At 73.5% G+C, this 21,692-nt stretch carries 19 protein-coding genes and 1 pseudogene; 13 read left to right on the plus strand and 7 right to left on the minus strand.

What is annotated here, in order from left to right; all coding sequences use genetic code 11:
• From JKV81_RS22345 to JKV81_RS22360, 4 genes are all read left to right on the plus strand, one after another.
• Positions 1-774 (plus strand): IclR family transcriptional regulator, encoded by a 774-nt coding sequence (locus JKV81_RS22345; protein ID WP_147984316.1) that lies wholly within the window; start codon positions 1-3, stop codon positions 772-774.
• Positions 771-1,619, plus strand: a complete 849-nt coding sequence (locus tag JKV81_RS22350) for an SMP-30/gluconolactonase/LRE family protein (RefSeq protein ID WP_202077441.1) — start codon at positions 771-773, stop codon at positions 1,617-1,619. Before JKV81_RS22345 ends, JKV81_RS22350 begins: the two co-directional genes overlap by 4 nt.
• Positions 1,620-1,732: 113 nt before the next feature.
• Positions 1,733-2,971, plus strand: coding sequence for an aminotransferase class I/II-fold pyridoxal phosphate-dependent enzyme (locus JKV81_RS22355; RefSeq protein WP_129266460.1), 1,239 nt, complete (start codon positions 1,733-1,735; stop codon positions 2,969-2,971).
• Between the two features lie 13 nt (positions 2,972-2,984).
• A complete protein-coding gene (locus JKV81_RS22360) occupies positions 2,985-4,010 on the plus strand; it encodes an MBL fold metallo-hydrolase (protein WP_129266461.1) in 1,026 nt (341 codons plus the stop codon).
• Positions 4,011-4,037: 27 nt separating this feature from the next.
• On the opposite strand, the gene JKV81_RS22365 is transcribed toward JKV81_RS22360, so the two are convergent.
• Together JKV81_RS22365 and JKV81_RS22370 are read right to left on the minus strand one after the other, a co-directional pair.
• The gene (locus JKV81_RS22365; RefSeq protein WP_129266462.1) at positions 4,038-4,667 is read right to left on the minus strand and encodes a DedA family protein; all 630 of its coding nucleotides are present in this window, start codon (positions 4,665-4,667) and stop codon (positions 4,038-4,040) included.
• A complete protein-coding gene (locus JKV81_RS22370; protein ID WP_124275714.1) occupies positions 4,664-5,440 on the minus strand; it encodes an MBL fold metallo-hydrolase in 777 nt (258 codons plus the stop codon). Before JKV81_RS22370 ends, JKV81_RS22365 begins: the two co-directional genes overlap by 4 nt.
• Positions 5,441-5,619: 179 nt before the next feature.
• Here JKV81_RS22370 and JKV81_RS22375 point away from each other — a divergent pair, with 179 nt between their 5' ends.
• Both JKV81_RS22375 and JKV81_RS22380 read left to right on the plus strand, forming a co-directional pair.
• Positions 5,620-6,036: a hypothetical protein gene (locus tag JKV81_RS22375; protein ID WP_129266463.1), complete on the plus strand. Its 417-nt coding sequence runs from the start codon at positions 5,620-5,622 to the stop codon at positions 6,034-6,036.
• A gap of 102 nt (positions 6,037-6,138) precedes the next feature.
• On the plus strand, positions 6,139-8,418 hold the full coding sequence (locus tag JKV81_RS22380) for an alkaline phosphatase family protein (RefSeq protein WP_202077443.1): 2,280 nt from the start codon (positions 6,139-6,141) through the stop codon (positions 8,416-8,418).
• An 81-nt stretch (positions 8,419-8,499) separates the two neighbouring features.
• Here the strand turns inward: JKV81_RS22380 and JKV81_RS22385 are convergent, their stop codons facing one another.
• The 3 genes from JKV81_RS22385 to JKV81_RS22395 all read right to left on the minus strand — a co-directional run bounded on the left by JKV81_RS22385 (position 8,500) and on the right by JKV81_RS22395 (position 11,217).
• Complete coding sequence (locus JKV81_RS22385) at positions 8,500-9,555, minus strand: LacI family DNA-binding transcriptional regulator (RefSeq protein ID WP_129266464.1); 1,056 nt, start codon at positions 9,553-9,555, stop codon at positions 8,500-8,502.
• Between the two features lie 7 nt (positions 9,556-9,562).
• A complete protein-coding gene (locus tag JKV81_RS22390; protein WP_129266465.1) occupies positions 9,563-10,198 on the minus strand; it encodes a DUF305 domain-containing protein in 636 nt (211 codons plus the stop codon).
• A gap of 83 nt (positions 10,199-10,281) precedes the next feature.
• Positions 10,282-11,217, minus strand: a complete 936-nt coding sequence (locus JKV81_RS22395) for a DUF1996 domain-containing protein (protein ID WP_129266466.1) — start codon at positions 11,215-11,217, stop codon at positions 10,282-10,284.
• Between the two features lie 238 nt (positions 11,218-11,455).
• On the opposite strand from JKV81_RS22395, the gene ligA reads away from it, so the two are divergent.
• From ligA to JKV81_RS22425, 6 genes are all read left to right on the plus strand, one after another.
• Positions 11,456-13,549, plus strand: coding sequence for an NAD-dependent DNA ligase LigA (gene ligA, locus JKV81_RS22400; protein ID WP_202077445.1), 2,094 nt, complete (start codon positions 11,456-11,458; stop codon positions 13,547-13,549).
• A 146-nt stretch (positions 13,550-13,695) separates the two neighbouring features.
• The gene (locus JKV81_RS22405; RefSeq protein ID WP_202077447.1) at positions 13,696-14,541 is read left to right on the plus strand and encodes a rod shape-determining protein; all 846 of its coding nucleotides are present in this window, start codon (positions 13,696-13,698) and stop codon (positions 14,539-14,541) included.
• Between the two features lie 68 nt (positions 14,542-14,609).
• Positions 14,610-15,251 (plus strand): hypothetical protein, encoded by a 642-nt coding sequence (locus tag JKV81_RS22410; protein WP_129266468.1) that lies wholly within the window; start codon positions 14,610-14,612, stop codon positions 15,249-15,251.
• Between the two features lie 36 nt (positions 15,252-15,287).
• Positions 15,288-17,597, plus strand: coding sequence for a protein translocase subunit SecD (secD, locus tag JKV81_RS22415; RefSeq protein WP_129266469.1), 2,310 nt, complete (start codon positions 15,288-15,290; stop codon positions 17,595-17,597).
• A gap of 164 nt (positions 17,598-17,761) precedes the next feature.
• A complete protein-coding gene (locus JKV81_RS22420) occupies positions 17,762-18,502 on the plus strand; it encodes a YoaK family protein (RefSeq protein ID WP_202077449.1) in 741 nt (246 codons plus the stop codon).
• A 110-nt stretch (positions 18,503-18,612) separates the two neighbouring features.
• Positions 18,613-18,918 (plus strand): 4a-hydroxytetrahydrobiopterin dehydratase, encoded by a 306-nt coding sequence (locus JKV81_RS22425; RefSeq protein WP_202077451.1) that lies wholly within the window; start codon positions 18,613-18,615, stop codon positions 18,916-18,918.
• A gap of 7 nt (positions 18,919-18,925) precedes the next feature.
• Here the strand turns inward: JKV81_RS22425 and JKV81_RS22430 are convergent.
• Together JKV81_RS22430 and JKV81_RS22435 are read right to left on the minus strand one after the other, a co-directional pair.
• Positions 18,926-19,878 (minus strand): annotated as a pseudogene (locus tag JKV81_RS22430) (LysR family transcriptional regulator).
• Between the two features lie 131 nt (positions 19,879-20,009).
• Positions 20,010-20,627 carry a TetR/AcrR family transcriptional regulator gene (locus JKV81_RS22435; RefSeq protein WP_129266473.1) on the minus strand — a complete coding sequence of 206 codons (618 nt, stop codon included), beginning with the start codon at positions 20,625-20,627 and terminating at the stop codon, positions 20,010-20,012.
• A gap of 84 nt (positions 20,628-20,711) precedes the next feature.
• Here JKV81_RS22435 and JKV81_RS22440 point away from each other — a divergent pair, with 84 nt between their 5' ends.
• Positions 20,712-21,653, plus strand: coding sequence for an aldo/keto reductase (locus JKV81_RS22440; protein ID WP_129266474.1), 942 nt, complete (start codon positions 20,712-20,714; stop codon positions 21,651-21,653).
• Positions 21,654-21,692 lie beyond the last annotated feature (39 nt).

Consider the following 21,692-nt stretch of genomic DNA (forward strand, 5'->3'; position numbering starts at 1 on the left):
ATGGGGCGACTCGTCCCTGCGGTGACCAGGGCGCTGGATGTTCTCGAGCTCTTCCTCCAGGGCGAGGGGACCCTGTCCGCTCCCGAAGTCACCCGCAAGCTCCAACTGCCGCGGACCACCGTGCACGAACTGCTCACCACGCTCGCCGCGCGCTCCTACCTGGTGACGGTCCCGGAGCAGCCGGGCCGCTACCGCCTCGGCGTACGCACGTACCAGCTCGGCAGCCGCTACGCCGAGAAGCTCGACCTCGCCGCCGAGGGCCAGCAGGTGGCCCGTGAGGTCGCCGAGACCTGCGGCGAGACGGTCCACGTGGCGATCCTGGAGGACACGGAGGTCATCTACATCGCCAAGGTGGACTCCACCCACGCCGTCCGCATGGTCTCCGCCGCCGGCCGGAAGCTGCCCGCCCACTGCACCTCGGTCGGCAAGCTGCTGCTCGCCGCGCTGCCGGAGGCGGAGCTCGACGCCCGCCTCGACGGACGCGAGCTCGTCGCCATGACCGACAACAGCCTCACCGACGCCACGGAGCTGCGGGCCGCGCTCGCCGTCGTCCGCAAGCGGGGCATCGCCGTGGAGCACCGGGAGTCCAACCCCGATGTGAGCTGTGTCGCCGCACCCGTCCGGGACCGGTCGGGGCGGGTCGTCGCCGCGCTCTCCATCTCGGTGCCGATGATCCGCTGGACCGAGGAGCGTGAGGAGGAACTCGCGCAGCTCGCCGCGGGCGGCGCCGACGCGCTGTCCGGCCGGCTCGGACACCACCGGCCCCAGATATGAGGCCGGCCTGGGAGGTGGCCGTGCGGGAGCGGGCCGAGCTGGGCGAAGGCCCCACCTGGGACCCGGCCACCGGGCGGCTGATCTGGGTCGACATACTCTCGGCCCGTGTCCACACCTACGACCCGTCGACCGGCCGCCGTACGGTCATGGCCACCGGCCAGCACGTCGGTGCGGCCAAACCCCGGGCGGGCGGCGGCCTCGTGGTCGTCCTGCGGGACGGCGTGGGGCTGTACGACGCGGGCGGCGCCTTCTCCTGGCTGTTCCACGACCCCGTCCCCGGGCGGCGGGGCAACGACGCGGCCGTGGCACCGGACGGCGCGCTCTGGGCGGGCACCATGCGCTACGACGAGGCGGAGGGCGGCGGCACCCTGTCCCGGATCGCCCCGGACGGCACGGTGCGCCGGGTCCTGGACGCGGTGACGGTCAGCAACGGCACCGGATGGAGCCCGGACGGCCGGCTCATGTACTACATCGACACCCCCGCACGGCGGATCGACGTCTTCGACGTGGACGGGGAGCACGTCCGGAACCGGCGGACCTTCGCCACCGTCGGGGACGGCGCCGGATGGCCCGACGGGCTGACGGTGGACGCCGACGGCTGTGTCTGGGTCGCCTTCTGGGACGGCGCGGCGATCCGCCGCCACACCCCCGACGGCCGGGTGGACCGGGTCGTGGAGCTGCCGGTCCGGCGGCCCACGGCGTGCGCGTTCGGCGGGCCAGGCCTCCGCGACCTGTACGTGTCCACCGCCCGTACGGGCCTGGACGCCCCCCACCCGCTGTCGGGCTCCCTGCTGGTGCTGCCGGACGCGGGCCAGGGCCTGCCCGGAACGCCGTTCGCCGGCTGAGCGGGGCGGGGGCCGGCGTGCGTATTTCCGGCACCTTCCTGCGCCGGTGCGGGGGCGGACCCCAAGGAACCTCCGTATAAAGGCCTAGAGCGACCCAGGCGGAGGGAGGCGGCATGCACCGGAGCGAGCGGACGCGGCGCCACCCCCTCCAGGAGGACCACGGTCCCGTCCGCTACGGGCCGCCCGCACCCGACCCGGGCCTCCCCGTGCTGCTCGAGCTGGCCGGCGTACTGGCCGCGTCGGCCGCACGGACCCGTCCCGAACCGCCCGGTGGCGGAACGATCCTGCGGGAGGCGGCCTGCGGCTACTGGGAGCGGCGGGGCCTGCACGGCGGGCCCGGGAGCGTCGCCGCGGCCCCGGGCGCCCAGCCGCTCCTGCTCGCGCTGATCGCCGCGTACGGCGGCGACGTGCTCATGCCCCGGCCCTGTCCCGCCACCTGGATGCCGCAGGCCCGGCTGCTGGGCCGGCTCGCCTACCACGTGCCGACGCCCGCCGAGTGCGGCGGCATCCCCGACCCGTACGCCCTGCTGGAGACCGTACGCAGGGTGCGCGCCGAGGGCGGCAGGCCCCGGTTGCTCCTGATCTCCGTGGCCGACGACCCGACCGCTACCCTCGCTCCGCCCGAACTGGTCCGCGAGGCGTGCGAGGCCGCCGTCTCCGAGGGTCTGCACATCGTCAGCGACGAGACCTGGCGCGACACCCTGCACCGCCCCCAGGACACCGTCCTCCTCAGCCCCGCCGAGATGTGCCCCGACGACGTCACCGTCCTGTCCGACCTGGCCGGAGCCCTCACCCCGTCCGCCTGGCCGGTCGCCGTCGCACGCTTCCCCGCGACGGCACGCGCCGCCGCGCGTCACGCCCGGGTCCTCGACATCCTCACCGCCCTCGGCGCCCTCGTCGCGGAGCCGGTCGCCAGGGCCGCCGCCCACGCGCTGGGCGAGCCCGAGGCCGTCAGGGAGCGGATCCGGCAGGCGGCGCGCCTCCAGGCCCACGTCGCCTCCGCCGCCCACCGCGCGGTGCTCACGGTCGGCGCCCTGGCCAGGCCGCCGCAGGCCGGGCGCCATCTCTACGCCGATCTCGGACCCCTGCGCGCCCGGCTGGCCGCCCGTGGGGTCACGGACTCCATGGAGCTGGAGGAGTACCTGACGGAACGTCTCGGCGCCCCCGCCCCCGGCGGGCACCGCTTCGGGGACGAACTGGGGGCGCTGCGGGTGCGGCTGAGCACCGGACCGCTGCTCGGCTCAACCCCGGAGCAGCAGACGGAGTCCCTCACTGCGGTGGAGCCCCTGAAATTGCCCCATGTCGCCCGGGCACTGAGCATGTTCGCAGCAGCCCTCGATGAACTCCGATGACAGGAGCCTCTCGATGACGGAACAGACCGAGCGCCCGTTCGCCGGATCCGGCCGCACGCCCGCGGACCCCGCCGTCGCCGCTCCGCGCCCCCTCGGTGAGCTCCGGACCTGGCCCCGCAGCTTCGCCGACCGGCTCACCGCGCCGCTGCCGGGTGTCAGGGGCATGACCCGTCTGGCCAGGGAGCGCTCGCTGCGGCCCAACGCCGAGGGGCTCCGGGGCATCCACCGGCTGCCGTACGCCCCCCGGCCCCTGCCCGTCACGGACACCGACACGACGGCCGTGACCTGGGCCGGACACGCCAGCTGGATCGTCCGCATCGGCGGGCTCACCGTCCTCACCGACCCCGTCTGGTCGCGCCGCATCCTGGGCACCCCCGCCAGGATCACCCCCGTCGGGGTCCGCTGGGAGGCCCTGCCGCCCGTCGACGCGGTCCTCATCAGCCACAACCACTACGACCACCTGGACGCCCCCACGCTCCGCCGGCTCCCCAGGGACACCCCGCTCCTCGTCCCCGCCGGCCTCGGCCGCTGGTGCCGGCGCCGTCGCTTCACCTGCGTCACCGAGCTGGACTGGTGGGAATCGGCCGAGCTGGGCGGCGTCCGCTTCGACTTCGTGCCCTCGCACCACTGGTCCAAGCGCACCCTCCTGGACACCTGCCGGTCCCTGTGGGGCGGCTGGGTGCTCGGTGACGCCCGGGGACGGCGGCTCTACTTCGCCGGCGACACCGGCTACGGCCACTGGTTCAAGGAGATCGGCCGCCGCTACCCCGGCCTGGACCTCGCCATGCTGCCGATCGGGGCGTACGAACCGCGCTGGTGGCTCTCGGACGTGCACACCGACCCCGAGGAGGCCGTCCAGGCGTACGAGGACCTCGGGGCCCGTGCGATGGCGCCCATGCACTGGGCGACGTTCCTGCTGTCCGCCGAACCGGTGCTCGAACCGCTGACCCGGCTCCGTACGGCCTGGCAGCGGGCCGGACATCCGCGCGCCGACCTCTGGGACCTGCCGGTCGGCGCCTCACGCGTCCTGGAAGCCTGACCGGTGCCCGGCCGGCCCACCGGTCCCTCAGTCCGCCACCCGCGCCATCCGGGCCCGCAACCGCCGCCAGAGCGCAGGCGTCCCGCTGATCAGCAGCGTCAGCACCACCGCCGCGAGCACCCCCTCCCACGGCTCCGGGAACAGCGAACCGCCCAGGATCCCGATCAGCTGATACGTCGCCGCCCAGGCCAGACACGCGGACACATCACCCCGGGCGAACTGCCGCAGCGGCATCTCGCCGAGCAGACAGGCCAGCATCACCGGTATCCGCCCGGCCGGCACCAGCCGGGACAGCACCAGCACCATCGTGTCGTGCTCGTCGAGCTTCCGCTGCGCCTGCTCCAGCCGCTCCGGAGCCGCCCTGCCGGTGATCGCCTCCAGCCACTTCGAACCGTTCTTGGAGCGCACCCCGCGCTGCCCCAGCCAGTACAGGCAGACGTCCCCGAGGAACGCAGCGGCGGACGCCACGGCGAACACCACGAGCAGGGCGAACGGTGACGTCTGGTGCAACGTCACCACGGCCGCCGTACTCACCAGCGCCCCCGTCGGCACCACGGGCAACAGGGACCCCAGCGCCACGAGCAGGAACAACGTCGGGTAGCCGACGGCCTGCTGCGTCGACTCCGTCGGCAGCTGCCCCAGCACTTCCTCTATCACCTACGGGCCTCCGGCCTCACATGCTCGCCGTGCCCCAGCCGGTGCACCGCCACTTCCGGTGCCACCCGCGCGGCCTGCCGGACGAACTCGTCGCCCGGCGCGTGGAACTCGTGCGGCTTGACCCCGTCCATCCCGATCGGCCAGTACGTGCCGTAGTGCACCGGCACCGCGGACCGCGGCTCCAGCAGGGTCAGCACCTGCGCCGCGCGGGCCGCGTCCAGATGGTGATGGCCCAGGTTGGGCCCCCAGCCGCCGACCGGGAGCAGCGCCACGTCCACCGGGCCCACCGCGTCGGCCATGCCGTCGAAGAGCCCGGTGTCACCGGCGAAGTACGTACGGGCCTCGCCCTCGACGACGTACCCGAGAGCGGGCACCCGGTGCGGGCCCACCGGCAGCCGGCGTCCGTCGTGCAGCGCCGGGACCGCGCGCACCAGGACCTCGCCGACCCGCACCACGTCCCCCGGGGCGACCTCGGCGATCCGCAGCCCGCGCGCCCGGCGCAGCAGCCGGAGGCGCGGGACGGCCCCCACCGCGCCGCGGGGCACGATCAGCAGGCTGCCGGGCGCGAGCCGGGCCAGGGAGGGGAGATGCAGATGGTCGGAGTGCAGGTGGGAGATCAGGACGGCGTCGGCGACCGCGGCCTCCGGCGGCGGGACCTCGCCCCGTCGCCGCCGCAGATGCGCGAAACGGCGTGCGAACAGCGGGTCGGTCAGCACCCGGACCCCGGTGTCCTCGATCGTGCAGGTGGCATGACCCCACCAGGTGACCTCCACCGCCCCGCCTCCTCGTACGCGCCCCCGCCGTCCCCGTTCCCGTACGAGGGTATGCGGTCCGCGCCCTCCCCACGCCGGAGTGCTCCTTCACGCCTGCTCCGGTGCGGTCACGGGCGGCTACGGAGGGCTACCGCGGGGGTAGGCTCGTGGCCAGTATCCGAGTGCGGGGGGATCCGTCCATGGACGACGTCGGCGCAGACGTACGGGTGGCGGCCATCGCCAGTCTCACACCGCTGGAGGAGCTCGACGGCGATCCGTTCCTCGTCGACACCCGCAGCCAGCACGCCATGTGCGCACGCTGGGCCGCCGGCCAGGGGTACGTCGTCACCCGCCAGCTCCGTGTCTACGGGCTCCGCCCCGATCACCACGCCCTGTGGTCCGGCGTCGGGGACGAGCGGGTCGAGCTGTTCGTGGCACCCAACGACCGGGTGCTCGCGCGGGCGGTCGTCTCGGTGCCGGACTTCGCCGCGGAGTGCGCGCGACGGGGCGTACGGCTGGAGTTCGCCGGCCTGGAGGAGCCCGTCTACACCGCGCGCACCAAGGCCAGCGTCCACCGCAGGCTCTCCATGCCGACCGCAGGATACGACGGCTGCTGATGCCCGGAGAGGCCCCGGGGCCCGGCAGGAGCCTGAGGGGGCTATGACAGGCTTGACGCGGGCCCATGACGGACACCGGGCCCGGACGTGAGGTGGAACGGCGTGAACGACGGGCGATGGCGCAAGGCGGGGGGAACCCTCATACGCGTGATCTCGGTGTGGGCCGTCTCCACGCTCACCATGCTGGCGCTGGCGGGGATCCTCCCCGACTTCCAGCTCCAGGCCGACGACGGCGACACCGTCACCAGGACCGCCTTCACCGCGGCCTGGGGCGCGGGCGCCTTCGGCCTGCTGTCCGCCCTGGTGTGGCCGGTGCTCGTCAGAGCCCTGCTCATCGTGCCCGCCCTGGTGCTGGGCGCCCTCGTCTTCTTCCTCAACGGCTCGCTGCTGCTCATCGCCCTGCGGCTCATCCCGGACGGGCGCGGGGACGCCAACCCGGAGACCGCCGTCGTCGTGGCGGCCGTCATGTCGGCTGTTGCCTCCGCGACCTCCACGGCACTCGCGGTCCGCGACGACGACGCGTACCGGCGAAGACTCTCCCGCCTCGCCGACCGGCGCCGCAGACGCAGCGGCACGCCGCAGACCGCCGACCGGGGCCGCAACGGCCCGCCCGGGATCGTGTTCCTCCAGCTCGACGGCGTGGGCCACGACGTGCTCGCACAGGCGGCGGCGGACGGCCTCATGCCGACCGTGGCCGGCCTGCTCGCCGACGAGGCGGGCCACCGGCTCACCCCGTGGACCACGGACTGGTCCAGCCAGACCGGCGCCAGCCAGCTCGGCATCCTGCACGGCAGCAACCACGACGTCCCGGCCTTCCGCTGGTTCGAGAAGGAGACCGGCACCGTCATGGTCTCCAGCAGACCGGCGAGCGCCCTCGAACTCCAGCGCAGAGCCATCGCCCGCACCCATGACGGCGGCCTCCTCACCGTCGACGGAGCGAGCCGGGGCAACCTCTTCAGCGGCGGCGCCGACCAGCTCGCCCTGGTCCTGTCGATGGCCGCGCGACGCGGCAAGGGGCGCCGCTCGCGCGCCGGCTACTTCGCCTACTTCTCCGACCCGGCCAACGCGGTCCGTACGGCCCTGTCCTTCGTCGCCGAGGTGGGCCGCGAGATGGGCCAGTCCGTCCGGGCCCGGGTGCGGAAGGAATCGCCCCGGGTCAAGCGCGGCGGGCTGTACCCCTTCATCCGGGCCTTCGCGACCGTCGTCGAACGCGATGTGGTGGTCTCCGCGGTGATCGGCGACATGTTCGCGGGCCGCACCGCGGTCTACGCGGACCTGGTCGCCTACGACGAGGTCGCCCACCACTCCGGGCCGCACAGCAGGGACGCCGAGAAGGTCCTGACACGGCTCGACCGCTCGCTGGGCCTCATCCTGAAGGTCGCCGACCACACCCCGCGCGCCTACCGGATCGTGCTGCTCTCCGACCACGGGCAGAGCCCGGGGGAGACCTTCGCGGGGCGGTACGGCCTCACGCTCAAGGACCTCGTACGGGCGGGCTGCGGGCTGCCCGTACCCCGCCGGGCACAGCGCACCCGCAGCGCCTCGGAGGCCCGCGACGCCGTGCGCATCGCGCTGCACAGGCCCGTCGTCGGGGTGTCGGAGGCCGAGCACCCCGCCAAGCCCTCCGACCCGGTGGTGCTCGCGTCCGGGAACCTCGGGCTGCTGTCGTTCCCGGACATCGAGGGACGCGCCACGCGCGAGCAGCTCGACCGGCGCTATCCCGCACTCCTCGGGACGCTCGCCGCGCACCCCGGCATCGGCTTCCTGCTCGTGAAGAGCCAGAAGCACGGGTCGGTCGTCCTCGGGCCTGGAGGGGCCGAGATCCCGCTGGCGGAGCTGAGGGACGGGGAAGGGCCGATGGCCGTCTTCGGTCCGGGCGCGGCGGACGCGGTGCGCCGCACCGACTGCTTCCCGCACGTCGCGGACGTCATGGTCAACTCGATGTACGACCCCGAAACCGGCCGCGTACACGCCTTCGAGGAGCAGATCGGCTCGCACGGCGGGCTCGGCGGCGAACAGTCACGGCCGTTCCTGCTGTGGCCGCGGACGCTGACGGACCCGCTCGACGCCATGGCCGCCGACCTGCCTCCCGGGACGTCCGAGGCCGGTCCGGCGGGGATCCCTCAGGCCGGCCCGGTGGGGGCGGAGGCCGTGCACCGGGTGCTGGCACGCTGGCTGAGGGAGCTGTCCGGACCGCAGGTGCCTCTGCAGCAGGAGGGCTTCACCGGTGCGGTGCGGGTGGACGAACCGTTCCCGGAGGGGGTGGCGGTTGCCGGGACGCCTGTCTCTGCCTCTGCCGATGTCCCCGTCCCCGCCGAGGTCGTCCCTCTGCCTGCCGATGCCCCTGACCCCGGTGACGCCGTCCCCGGAGCGCGTGGCTGAGCGACCGGCCGGCAGCCGGATGCGCGGCGTGCGCGGTGTGCGTGGGCGGCCGTGGGCTCCGGCGTGCTCCGGCTCCGGTCGTCAGGCGGACTCGCGGTGCACCAGGGTCGGGTGGAAGACCACGGACGGAGCCGGACCGTCGCCCGGTTTGCCGATCTGCCTGAGGAGGAGCCGGGCCATCTCGGAGGCCATCTCCTCCACCGGCTGACGGACGGTCGTCAGCGGCGGATCGCACGCCACCGCCGCGTTGCTGTCGTCGAAACCCACCACCGCCACGTCCGCCGGCACGTCCTTGCCCGCCCGCAGCAGCACGGGCAGCGCACCCAGCGCCATCAGGTCCGAGGCGATGAACACGGCGTCCAGATCGGGCCGTTCCTTCAGCAGCTGGCGCATCGCCGAAGCCCCGCCCGACTGGGTGAAGTCCCCCTCGGCGGTCACCACGTCACCGACGCCGTGCTGCTCCAGCGCGTCCAGGAAGCCGGTCAGACGCACCTGCCCCGCCGGCATGTCCTGCGGGCCCGCGACCGTACCGATGCGCCGGCGTCCCAGGGCCGCCAGGTGGTCGGCCGCCATCTGGGCCCCGGCCCGCTGGTCCGCCTCGACATAGGTGAGCGGGGAGGGGCGCCGGGGGCGGCCGGCCAGCACGGCGGGCAGCCGGGTGTCGTGGATCAGCCCCGGCAGCGGGTCGTCGGCGTGCGAGGAGATCAGCACCACCCCGTCGACATGCCCCTGCCGCAGATACGACAGCAGCTGATCGCGGGAGCCCTCGTCGTCGGCGAGCATCAGCACCATCTGGATCCCGGCGGGACGCAGGACGTCCATCAGCCCGGCCACCACACGGCCGAAGTGCGGGTCGGAGAACATCCGGCCGATGAACGGCTCGGAGACCGGGCGTCGTTCACGCTCGGACACCACCAGGGCGACCGAGTCCGTACGCCGGGTCACCAGCGAGCGCGCCGCACGGTTGGGGACGTACCCCGTGGTGGCGACCGCCTCCTCCACGACCCGGCGCAGGGCCGGGTCGACGGTGGTCGCGCCGTTGATCACACGGGACACGGTCGCCCGGGAGACGCCCGCCACCGCGGCCACGTCCTCCAAGGTGGCGGGGCGCAGGGGCGGCGATACGTCGGCAGTCATGCAGTCTTTATACCGGGTGATCCGACGGGCACGCGAAGGGTTCCGGCACGTCAGCGGCCTTGCCCGCGCACAACGCCGCCAGGTCGGCCAGCTGTTCCCCGCGTGCGGTGACGAGTGCCCGCGCCCGGGCGGTGGCCTCCGCCCGGGTCCCCGCCGTCGTCTCGGAGCGGGAGACCTGCTCCGACTGGCGCAGATGGTCGCGGATCTGTGCGACCAGCAGGCGGTCGAAGGCGGACCCCTCGGCCGTACGGGCGTCGTCGAGGTCCGCGGCCGTGACCATGCCGGGCATGTCGTGTCCTTTGTGCAGGTCGGTGTCCGGCAGCCCCATCCGGTCCCGCAGCTTCCGCAGCTCCGCCAGTTCGGTGGCCTGGGCGGTCCGCAGGCGCGCCGCCCAGGCCCGGAGCCGGGGGTCGGCCTTCTCCGCCGCGAGGCCGAGCAGGGTGACGGCCTGTTCGTCCATCGGGATCATCAACTGGAGCCAGGCGGCATCGGTCGGGTCCGCGACGGGGGAGGGCGCGGACGTCGTCGGCGGGAGAGCGGACGGGGAGGACGCGGTACGTGCCTCTTCCGTGGCCCCTCCCCGGGCGCACGACGTGAGGGCGGTGAGCAGGAGGAGCAGCGCTGCGGTGCGACGAGCCGGCATCGGCGGGTGGTCCTTGCGCGAGGGCGCCTGCCCGGGGCACACGGCTCCGGACAGGCACCGGTGGACAGGGAAGTGACGATCGATCAGGGAGTGCCGTCGGCGCCGCACTTGATGATGGCGTTGATGCAGTCCCGCACCCGCTGTGCCATCTCCGCCTCGGGCCACACGTTGAAGAAGTCACCGTGCATCGTGTAGCCGCGCCCGGAGGCCAGCCGGAAGCGGGCCGGGTCCCCGTTGACCGGGTAGCGCAGGACCTGCCGCAGCTTGGGCACCGCGACCGGATGGGTCGACGGGCACTCGCCGCCCACCGGATAGGCCATGTGACTCTTGTGGTTGGGCGAGTCGAGGTCCGTGCCGTTCCAGCACTGGGGGAAGTCGAGGTAGCTCTCCATCATCGAGCCCGCCGGGCAGTTGACGAAGTCGTGGGACGGGTTGACCTCGCCGTGGTGGAGACACGACCAGCGCGCGATGGTGTTGTCGTCGGGGCCGGTCGCCACGGCGTTGCCCGCGACGATCCGCAGCCCGCGGGGGAACGGCTTGATCGTACGGATGACGTCGTCCCGTACGCCCTCACCGAGGTAGTAGAACGTGGTGCCGGTGGGCTCCACCTCCTTGTCGCCGTCGTACAGCGTGGGCACCCAGTACGAGGACAGGTCGGTCGTGGGTGCGCAGGTGGTGCGGCCCTTCTCCAGCGAGGCCAGGTCGGAACGGGCGTTGGTGGTGTCGTTGCCGAAGAAGCTGTGCATGTGCGAGGCGCCGGGCAGGCCGGGGAAGACGATCGGGTCGTCGGGGGCCCGGTGGGTGTAGGGGCACTCCGCGAGGAACTCGGCGACCCGCACCACGTCGGCCGCGGCCTTCGGTCCGGCCTGTGAGGTCGCGTCACCGGCCGCGTTGCCCGCGTTGGCCTGGATGAAGGACAGCGCGAGCGCGGCGGCGGCCAGCCCCGCGATCCGGTAGCGCCACGGCGGCAGGGATCTGCGTCCGCGGTGTTCGGTCGTACGTCTGCTGAAGAAGAGCACGGCACTCCTGTTCTGAGGAAGTGGGGTTCCTCTGGCCGGTCGTCCGACCAGGGTAGAGAGCGCTCTCTCGATGAACGTAGAAGTGTGATGCAGGCATGTCAATACTCCGCGTCAGTGCCTCAATTACCTGCCATTTGCACGGAGTTACTGACGGCAATCTTGGGAGAGCGCTCTCTCAGTCATGGCCCCGAACGGGTGTCGGAAGGGATTGTCAGTGGTGGGCGGCAGGATGGTGGTCATGACGACGAACTCAGCTGGAGTGCTCGCCGACACCGCCGCCTACGCGGCCGCGGTGGAAGAGGCCAAGCGTGCCGCCGCCGCGTATTACACCGCAGGTGAGAGCAGGCTCGACGACGACGCGTACGACCGCCTCGTGCGCGGGATCGCGGCCTACGAGGAGGAGCACCCGCAGGAGGTGCTGGACGCCTCGCCGACCGGGAAGGTGGCGGGCGGGGCGGCATCGGGGGACGTGCCGCACACCGTCCCGATGCTCTCCCTGGACAACGTGTTCTCCGCCGAGCAGTTCGTCACGTGGACGGCTTCCGTGGAGCGGCGGATAGGCAGGCCCGTGGCGGCCTGGAGCGTGGAGCCCAAGCTCGACGGCCTGGCGGTCGCCGCGCGCTACGAGCGGGGCCGCCTCGACCGGCTGGTCACCCGGGGCGACGGGACGGCCGGGGAGGACGTCTCGCACGCGATCGGTACGGTGCTGGGGCTGCCCGAGCGTCTCGGCGCCCCCGCCACCCTGGAGGTGCGCGGCGAGATCCTCATGACCCAGGAGCAGTTCGAGCGCGCCAACACGGTGCGCACGGAACACGGCGCCGCGCCCTTCGCCAATCCGCGCAACGGGGCCGCGGGCACCCTGCGGGCCAAGGACCGTGCGTACCGCGTGGAGATGACCTTCTTCGCGTACGGCGCGCTCGCGCTGCCCGGGTCCGGCGAGCTGACGGACACGCTGGCCGAGCTCCCGCACAGCGAGGTCCTGGAGTACGTCGCGGGCCTCGGTGTGCACACGGCGGCGGACACCGCGGTCGCCCCGCGCACCGTCACCACGGTGGAGGAGGTTCAGGCCGGGGTCGAGGACATCGCCGCCCTGCGCGCCACACTGCCGTTCGGGATCGACGGCATCGTCATCAAGGCGGACCTCGCGGCCGACCAGCGCGACGCGGGATCGGGGACGCGCGCACCGCGCTGGGCCATCGCCTACAAGCTCCCGGCCGTGGAGAAGGTCACCCGGCTGCTGGACGTCGAGTGGAACGTCGGCCGGACCGGCATCATCGCGCCGCGCGCCGTGCTGGAGCCCGTCGAGATCGACGGATCCACCGTCGGCTACGCCACCCTGCACAACCCGGCCGACATCACCCGCCGCGATCTGCGCCTGGGCGACCACGTCATGGTCTACAAGGCGGGCGACATCATTCCCCGGATCGAGGCCCCGGTCGCGCATCTGCGGACGGGTGAGGAGCGGCCGGTCGCCTTCCCCGAGGTCTGCCCGCAGTGCGGGTCGGAGATCGACATGAGCGAGCAGCGCTGGCGCTGCACCCGGGGCCGCGACTGCCGTGTGGTCGCCTCCATCTCCTATGCCGCCGGCCGGGACCAGCTCGACATCGAAGGTCTCGGCGCCACCCGCGTCGTCCAGCTCGTCGACGCGGGTCTCGTGCGGGACTTCGCCGACCTCTTCACACTGGAGCGGGAGCAGCTGCTCGCCCTGGAGCGGATGGGGGAGACCTCCACCGACAATCTGCTGGCGGCCATCGAGACGGCCAGGACGCAGCCGCTCTCCCGCGTCTTCTGCGCCCTCGGTGTGCGGGGCACGGGGCGCTCCATGTCCCGGCGGATCGCCCGTCACTTCGCCTCGATGGACCGGATCGTCGCCGCCGACGCGGAGGCGTTGCAGCAGGTGGACGGCATCGGGAAGGAGAAGGCGGCGGCGGTCGTCACGGAGCTGGAGGAGCTGGCGCCGCTGATCGGCAAGCTGGTGGCCGCCGAGGTCAACATGACGGAGCCCGGTGCGACGCCGCCGCCCGAGCCCGGTGCCGAGCCGGAGGAGGGCGCCGAGGACGGGGCGGCCGGGCTGCCGCTCGCCGGTATGACGGTCGTGGTCACGGGCGCCATGACCGGGGCCCTGGAAAAGCTCTCGCGCAATCAGATGAACGAGCTGATCGAGCGGGCCGGCGGAAAGTCCTCCTCCAGCGTCTCCAAGCGCACGAGCCTGCTGGTCGCGGGGGAGAAGGCCGGCTCCAAGCGGAGCAAGGCCGAGGATCTCGGCGTCCGGATAGCCGCGCCCGAGGAATTCGCCGAGCTGGTCGAGACTTATCTGACCCCGGTGGCGTGAAAGGTACTCACGCGCGCACGCCTTGGAATTAGCAAGGGAGTGGCCTTTTCATTCCTTGTATTGCATAGTGAGGGATCAATCATGCCTCGCTATCAGCGGTCGACGCGGAGTAGCTGCTGAGGCGGCAGACCCGAGGGTGAGGGCCGATGCGTTCTTCGCGTGACGGACGGCGGCGTGGCCGGCCCGTCCTCCGGCAGCGGGACGCACACGCGGCTGCGGCGCACCGCCCCGGCCCCGTCAGGGGGCTGGCCATCGACCTGGGCAGCTCCGGGACCCGTGCCCGGGTCCCGGGGCGGGGCCCCGTCGCCTGTGGGCCGGCGGGATGCGAGGGCGGCGCCGGCCGGCCCGTCCGGCGCGGACGCATCGTCGACCCGGCGTCCTGCGCGGGGCTGCTGGACCATCTCGCCGACGCCGCGCTGGGCGAGCACCGCCAGGACAGCGTGATCGTGCTCAGCCACCCGGTCCTGGCCGGACGCGAACACCGCGTGCTGGCGGGTGAACTGCTCGCCGCCCTGGGGGCGTCCGGCGCCGTGGTCCTCAACAGCGCCAGCGCGGCCGCCGCGTGCGCCGGGCTGCTCGGCGGTGGCCCTGTGCTGGTCGTCGACATGGGCGCCGAGCTGACCGAGGTCGCGCTGCTGGTGGACGGCAAGGTCGCCGACGCCCGCCAGGCCGACGCGGGACTCAGCGATCTCGAACCGCGGTCGCTGGCTGCCGAACTCGCCTGGAGCGTCCTCGATATGATCACGTCCATGTGGCATGAGGACCAGCACGGCGCGGTGCGCGGGGCGTTGCGCCGTGGGCCCGTGCTCACCGGCGGCGGAGCGTTCCGCCGCGATGTCACCGACCTGATCGCGAGCTGCCTGGGTGCGCCGGTGCGCGTCGTTCCCGACCCCTCGACCGCTGTCGTACGGGGTGCCGCGCTGATCCTGGACTCCGTCCTGGCCTCCTCCGGCGCGGGCGCGGTGTCCGTGCGCCCGGTCCGGCTGAGGTGAGCCCCCTCCCGGGGGCTCCCCGGGGGAACGCGCCCCCGCGGGGGACACACGGCCCACCACCGCACGACGTGCGGTACTTCCTCGCCGCGCTGCTCCTCGCGGTCCTGACACTGCTCGGCGGCACGCCCGCGGCAGCCGGAGCGACACTTCCCGCCCCGCTCCCCGGCGCCGCGCCTGCCACGGCCGGGTCTGCTGATCTCCATGTCCGCGGCGCGCCCGGGCCCACTGATTCCGATGCCCGCGCCGCGCAGGGCGCCGTCGGGTCCGCTCATCCCGATGCCGGCGCCGCGACCCGGCCCGCTCATCCCGACGACCATGCCGCGTACGGCACGGCCCGCGCCGTCCCGCCGTACTCAGCCGATCCCGATGTGCGCGCCTCCCTGCCGGAGGCGACCGTCGGGCCCGGTCCCGTCTGGTGGTCGGAGGCGGGGCGGGCCTCCGCCTTCGGCCCGGGGCAGCGGGCGGGTGCGGACCGTCCGCACGGCCCGCACCACGTTCCCCTCCTCGGCCATGGCGCCCTGCCCCCGCGCCCGCAGGGCCTTCCCCTGCCCCGGGGCACCTCGCCGGGCGGGGGCGCCGCGGCGCCCTTCGCCGTCGTACGGGCCGGGGCCGCGCTCCCCGGGGTGCGGGGTCCTCCAGGGGTGACGGCCGGTCAGCCGGTCCTTCGCCGGTCCTGCTCCACAGACCCGTCGCCCCGCCCTCCCCGCTGAGGCCAGGGCGGACGACGCCCACCCAAGGGGATTCCCATGACTCGCGCCACCACGGTGCGAGCGGTTCTGGCTGCCGCCGTGCTGCTCGTCTCCGTGCTCATCACGCTGACCACGTCACCCAGACTCGGCCTCGACCTCCAGGGCGGCACCCGGATGGTGCTCCAGGCCAAGGACTCCGAGACCGCGAAGGCGGACCGGGAGAGCACCGACCGCACCCTGGAGGTGCTGCGCCAGCGCATCGACTCCCTCGGCGTCGCCGAACCGGTCCTGACCCGCTCGGGCGAGGACCGGATCATCGTCGAGCTGCCCGACGTCCAGGACCCGCGCCAGGCCGCCGAGGTCATCGGCAGGACCGCCCAGCTCAGCTTCCACGCCGTCCAGGGCCCCGGGGCCGAGGAGAAGAAGCAGGCAACGGCGAAGGACGGGCCGACACTCCCCGACGAACAGGGCGGTCTGCTCGACCTCGGCCCGGTGCGGCTCTCCGGAGCCGGTGTGAAGGACGCCACCGCGGACTTCGACGCCCAGCAGGGCACGGGCTGGAGCGTCTCCCTCGACTTCCACAAGGACGCGGGCAAGAAGTGGACCGGACTGACCGGGAAAGCCGCGTGCCATCCCGCCGGTGACGATCGGCGTCGCGTCGCCATCGTCCTGGACGGGAAGGTCATCTCCTCGCCGCAGGTCTCCCCTTCGGTCGGCTGCGACGTAGGACTCCCCTCCGGATCCACCCAGATCACCGGTTCGTTCAGCGCCGACGAGGCACGCGATCTCGCCCTCCTCATCAAGGGCGGCGCGCTCCCCCTCCCCGTGGAGATCGTCGAGCAGCGGACCGTCGGCCCGACGCTCGGTGCGGCCGCCATCGATGCCAGTGCCCGGGCCGCGCTCATCGGCGCCGCGGCCACCGCCCTCTTCATCACCGTGATGTACCGGCTGTTCGGTGCGCTCGCCGCGACGGCCCTCGCCGCGTACGGCGTGATCTCCTACGCCGCCCTCGTCGCCCTGGGGGTCACGCTGACCCTGCCGGGCCTCGCCGGTTTCGTCCTCGCCATCGGAATGGCGGTCGATGCCAACGTCCTTGTCTTCGAACGGGCCCGCGAGGAGTACGCGGACCGGCGGAACGGTTCGCTGCGCTCGGCGCTCGGCGCGGGATTCCGTAACGCCTGGAGCGCCGTCGCCGACTCCAACGTCACCACGCTCATCGCCGCCGGGCTGCTCTTCTTCCTCGGCTCGGGTCCGGTCAAGGGCTTCGGTGTCACCCTCGCCATCGGTGTCCTGGTCTCGATGTTCTCCGCACTGGTCATCGCCCGCGCGCTCACGGAGATCGCGGCCGGGTCCCGGTTCGTCGGCGACTACCGGGGCGTCAACGGCATCGCGCGGCCCGGCAGGATCCGTACCTGGCTGAACGAACGCGACCCCCAGCTGTTCCGCTCGCCGCGCCGCTGGCTGATGGTGTCCACCGCGCTCGTCCTCCTGGCCGTGACCGGCATCCTCGTGCGCGGCATCGACCTGGGGGTCGAGTTCACCGGCGGGCGGCTGGTCGAGTACTCCACGAGCCGCCCCGTCGACGTCGAGACCGCCCGCGACACGATCGCCGCCGCGGGCTTCACCGACGCCGAGGTCACCACCGCGGGCGAGAACGATCTCTCCGTACGCACCGGGAAGCTGGACAACGACGGGGAACACGCCCTGCGGGCCGCGCTGGCCGAGGAGGGCGGCGGGGCCACCAAGGTGCGCGACGAGCTGATCGGCCCCAGCCTCGGGGACGAGCTGCGGCGCAACGCCCTGATCGCCCTCGGCGTGGCCGTGCTGGTGCAGCTCGCCTACCTCGCGGCCCGGTTCCGCTGGACGTTCGCCGTGGCCTCGGTGGGGGCGCTGGTCCACGACGTCGTCATCCTGGTCGGCGCCTTCGCCTGGCTCGGCCGCCCCGTCGACGGGATCTTCCTGGCCGCTCTGCTCACCGTCATCGGCTACTCCGTCAACGACTCCGTGGTGGTGTTCGACCGGGTACGGGAGCTGTGGGCCCGCAACCGGCGCGCCCCGATCGCCGACGTCGCCAACCGTGCCGTCCTGCAGACCGTCCCGCGTACCGTCAACACGGGGATGGGAGCCCTGTTCATCCTGATCGCCCTCGCCGTGCTCGGCGGCGACTCTCTGGCGGACTTCGCACTCGCCCTGCTCATCGGCATCTGCGTGGGGACGTACTCCTCGGTGATGACCGCCGTACCGGGGGCGCTGCTCCTGGAGAGGAGCAGCAAGGCTCCGCCGCCCGCCCGCAAGCGGGCGCCGGGGCGCAAGAAGTCGGTCGGCGGACCACGCCGGGACCCGGCCGACAACGGGGCGCGCGTCTAGGGCCGGTTCCGGACATAGTGCCGCCGAAGGTGCCGGGGCCGTGTGCCCGGCACCTACGGCGCGCCGGGCGGGGCGGATGCCGTCCTGCCCGGCGTGTACGGGGAGCGCGGGCGCCGGTCCGGGGCACAATCCTGATCACATCGAGTGATCGGAGTGTGCCGCCCATGCTCCAGGTGCTGCGGGAGGCCCGGGACACGCTCGTACCGGACATGAGCGGCCCGCACGGTCCGCTGCCGCCCGTGATGCTGATCCTGACCGTGGTCACCGGGCTGGTCGACGCGTTCAGCTATCTGCTCCTCGGGCACGTCTTCGTCGCCAACATGACGGGCAACGTCGTGTTCATGGGCTTCGCCTTCGCGGGCGCGGCGACCTTCTCCACACTGGCCTCGGCGGTGGCGCTCCTGTCGTTCGGGGCAGGGGCGCTGGCCGGAGGCATCGCGGTCCACCGGGCCCGGGCGCACCGGGGCCTCCAGTTGCAGCACGCGCTCCTCGTCGAGACCGCCTTCGTCACCGCCGCCATGATCGTCACGCAGATCTCGGGCGGGCCGTACACCGGGGGCGTCCGCTACGCGCTCATCATGCTGCTCGGCGTCGGGCTCGGTGTGCAGAACGCGGCCGTCCGGGCGCTCGCCGTGCCCGACCTCACCACGACCGTGGTGACCCGGACCCTCACCGGGGCGGTGGCCGACAGCCGACTGGCCGCGGGGCCCGGCAGCCGGGCGGGGCGCCGCCTCCTCTCGGCCGGCGCACTGCTGGTCGGCGCCTTCCTCGGCGCCCTGGTCCTGCTGAACGGGCACCCGTCCCTGCCGCTGATCCTCGCCGTGATCCTCCTGGTCGTCATGACCACGGCGACGACACCGCTCGCCCGGAGCGACGCGCCCTGGACGCGGCCGGCCGGGGCCTGAGCGGGGCCCGGTGGCCCGCGCCGCCCCGTGTCACGCGCGACAGGCGGCGGGCCAGGACCGTAACGTCACGGGCACCCGTCGACCGCACCGATACGCCCAGGAGTCGCCGTATGCCCACCGAACCGCTGTCCGCAGCCGACATCGAGGCCGGTCTGCGCGAGTTGCCCGGCTGGCAGCTGGAGGGGGACCGGATCACCCGCACCTACCGGCTGCCGAACCACTTCGCCGCCGCCGGGCTGACCGTCCACGTCGCCCAGATCCAGGAGGAGCTCAACCACCACTCGGACCTGACGCTGGGCTACAACACCGTGGCCCTCGCGGTGAACAGCCATGACGCGGGCGGTGCCGTCACCCGCAAGGACCTCGCGCTGGCCGCCCGGGTGGAGGCGATCGCCGCCGGGCACGGCGCGCAGTAGGCGGCCCTCACGGGGCAGGCCCGAAGCGGGGGTGTGCGGCCAGCCAGCCCGCGTAACTGTCGCTGCGCCGCACGGCCTCCGTGTACGCCGCCCGGGTGTGCCCGCTCACCGCGGCGCTCGCCGCGGGGGACCGCGGATGCCGGCCCAGCAGATGACGCCAGCTCAGCGGCGAACCCGTGAGCGGCCGGGTCACCAGGCCCGGGGTCGGCGGGAACGTCGCCCTGCACAGCCCGATCGCCCGCCCCACCTGGACCAGGTGGACGACGGACGCCGTGTCCGTCTCGTACACCGACGCCGGGGTGAAGCCGGCCCGCGCGCACGCCGCGGTGAAGCAGTCGGCGAAGCAGCCGTCGCCGGGCACGTCGGCCCAGCACTCGTCCGCCAGCGCGGAGAGTTCGAGCTCCGGCCGGTCCGCCAGCGGATGGCTCTCGGGCAGCATGACGAACACCGGGTCGACCCCGATCACCTGCCAGACGAGCCGGTCCGCCATCGGCGGCGGGCTCTCCCCGCAGGCCCCGATCAGCGCGAAGTCCAGCCGGCCGTCGATCAGCAGCGAGGCGATCTCCGCCACCGACCACGAGGTGTACGTCGACACGGGCGCCGTCGGGTGCGCGGCGGCCAGCCGGTCGACCAGGCCGCCGAGCAGCGGGCCGTGCGTACCGCCGAGGCGGAAGCGCTCCACGGTCGCCCAGGCGTTGGCGAAACGCACCGCCTCCTCCTGGAGGCCGCTCACCGCGGGCAGCACCACCCGGGCCCGCTCCAGCACCAGTTCGCCGAGCAGGGTGGGCCGTGCGCCCGTGTGGTCACGGTCGAAGAGCGAACCGCCGAGCGCTTCTCGATCCGCCGCAACTGGGCGCTGAGCGCGGGCTGGGCGAGTCCCAGAGCCGCCGCGGCCTTGGTGAGACTGCCGGTGTCGGCGATGGCCCGTACGGTACGCAGGTGACGTAACTCCAGCTCCATGCGCGCACGTTATGGCCGCGGGCACCCACCGGCAATACATGGGGCGCGGCCGTCTCGACGGGTGGTCCGCCACGCCCGCCCGCCGCCCGCGCCGGACCGCTGTCCGTTCCGCGCCGCCGCGTACCGGACCGCTATCCGTTGCGTCCCGCCGAGTACCGCAGCGCGTCGACGACCAGGTCGAGGAGCGGGCCGGTGCGCTCCGGCGAGTCGCTCGCCGTCGTGGAGAGGAAGACCCCGAGCAACATCGTCGTGACGTCCTCCGGCCCGACGTCCGCACGTAGCGAACCGTCCCGCACACCCCCGGCCAGGATCACCGCGATGGCCGCCGTGATCCGCTCCCGCGTCGCGGGCGTGGCGATGCTGCCGGACGCCCAGCCCGCGCGCAGAGTGGCGGACATTCCGCGCTTGACCTGGGAGAACTCCGCGTACCGGTCCATCCAGGCGCGGAGCGCGGCTTCCGGCGGCAGCTCGGCGAGCAGTGCGGGCGCGCTGGAGACGACCTCGTCCAGCTCCGCGGAGTAGAGGGCCTCCACGAGCGCTTCCCGGGTGGGGAAGTGGCGGTAGAGCGTGCCGATCCCGACCCCGGCCTCGCGGGCGATCGCGTCCAGGGGCACGGTCTCGGCCGTCGAGGCGAAGGCGGTACGAGCGACGGAGAGGATCCGGTCGCGGTTGCGCCGTGCGTCGGCGCGCACCGGACGCCCGGACGACGCCGTGCCGGGGCCCGTGGCCGGGGATTCGGGCTCGGACAAAGCGGAGGCCCTCCGTTTCTGCTAGGTTGAAATAAGCGGAGAGACTCCGCTTACCTCATCGTCTCACGAGAACGGGGGACCGTCATGGCCTCTCCCACCCGATCTCTCCAGCACACGGCATCCGGCGCACCGCGCGCCGGCGGGCCCGGGCGGCTCGCGGGCCGCACCGTCTCCCGCGTCGGCTTCGGTGCCATGCAGCTCGAACGTCTGAGGGGCGACCGCAAGGCGGCCGTGGCCCTCCTGCGCCGCAGCGTCGAGCTGGGAATCGACCACATCGACACCGCCCAGTTCTACGGCCACGGCTTCGTCAACGACGTGATCCGCGAGGCCATCCGCCCCGAGGACGACGTGATCGTCGTCAGCAAGGTCGGAGCCGACCCCGAGCCCGACGGCCCCGTTCCCCTGCGCTTCGCGCAGCGCCCCGAGCAGCTGCGCGCCAGTGTCGAGGACAATCTGGCCGCCCTCGGTCTCGAACAGATCCCCCTCGTCAATCTGCGCCGGCCCGACTCCGGCCCCGGGCTGCGCGCCGAGGGCGACCAGATCGTCGCGCTCGACGACCAGCTCGCCGTGATGACCGCCCTGCGGGACGAGGGCAAGATCGGTGCGATCGGGCTCAGCAGCGTGACCGCCGACGGATTGCGCAGGGCCCTCCCCGCGGGCATCGCCTGCGTGCAGAACGCCTACAGCCTCCTCACGCGCGACGACGAGGACGCGCTCCGGCTCTGCCTCGCCGAGGACATCGCCTGGGTGCCGTACTTCCCCCTCGGCAGCGCCTTCGAGGGCCTGCCGAAGGTGTCCGAGGAGCCCGCCGTGATCGCCGCCGCCCGTGACCTGGCGGCCACACCCGCCCAGGTCGGCCTGGCCTGGCTGCTCCACCACGCCCCGAACCTGCTGCTGATCCCCGGCACGGCCGACCCCGGTCACCTGAAGGAGAACGTCGACGCGGGAGCGCTCACGCTCGACGAGGCGACGCTCGCCGTGCTCGACGCCGTCCCGCCGCGCTCGGGAGACATCGCGCTGGGCTGAGGGAGGGCCGGGCGGGCGCTCCGTGGCCCCGGCCTACAG

The sequence above is a fragment of the Streptomyces silvae genome (genome assembly GCF_016745505.1).
GTDB lineage: Bacteria > Actinomycetota > Actinomycetes > Streptomycetales > Streptomycetaceae > Streptomyces > Streptomyces silvae.

Bases quoted from the DNA above. Each gene is read 5' to 3' on its own strand.
- JKV81_RS22345 (WP_147984316.1), top strand. From the start codon at position 1: ATGGGGCGACTCGTCCCTGCGGTGACCAGGGCGCTGGATGTTCTCGAG.
- JKV81_RS22350 (WP_202077441.1), top strand. From the start codon at position 771: ATGAGGCCGGCCTGGGAGGTGGCCGTGCGGGAGCGGGCCGAGCTGGGC.
- JKV81_RS22355 (WP_129266460.1), top strand. From the start codon at position 1,733: ATGCACCGGAGCGAGCGGACGCGGCGCCACCCCCTCCAGGAGGACCAC.
- JKV81_RS22360 (WP_129266461.1), top strand. From the start codon at position 2,985: ATGACGGAACAGACCGAGCGCCCGTTCGCCGGATCCGGCCGCACGCCC.
- JKV81_RS22375 (WP_129266463.1), top strand. From the start codon at position 5,620: ATGGACGACGTCGGCGCAGACGTACGGGTGGCGGCCATCGCCAGTCTC.
- JKV81_RS22385 (WP_129266464.1), bottom strand. From the start codon at position 9,555: ATGACTGCCGACGTATCGCCGCCCCTGCGCCCCGCCACCTTGGAGGAC.
- JKV81_RS22390 (WP_129266465.1), bottom strand. From the start codon at position 10,198: ATGCCGGCTCGTCGCACCGCAGCGCTGCTCCTCCTGCTCACCGCCCTC.
- ligA (WP_202077445.1), top strand. From the start codon at position 11,456: ATGACGACGAACTCAGCTGGAGTGCTCGCCGACACCGCCGCCTACGCG.
- JKV81_RS22405 (WP_202077447.1), top strand. From the start codon at position 13,696: ATGCGTTCTTCGCGTGACGGACGGCGGCGTGGCCGGCCCGTCCTCCGG.
- secD (WP_129266469.1), top strand. From the start codon at position 15,288: ATGACTCGCGCCACCACGGTGCGAGCGGTTCTGGCTGCCGCCGTGCTG.
- JKV81_RS22420 (WP_202077449.1), top strand. From the start codon at position 17,762: ATGCTCCAGGTGCTGCGGGAGGCCCGGGACACGCTCGTACCGGACATG.
- JKV81_RS22425 (WP_202077451.1), top strand. From the start codon at position 18,613: ATGCCCACCGAACCGCTGTCCGCAGCCGACATCGAGGCCGGTCTGCGC.
- JKV81_RS22440 (WP_129266474.1), top strand. From the start codon at position 20,712: ATGGCCTCTCCCACCCGATCTCTCCAGCACACGGCATCCGGCGCACCG.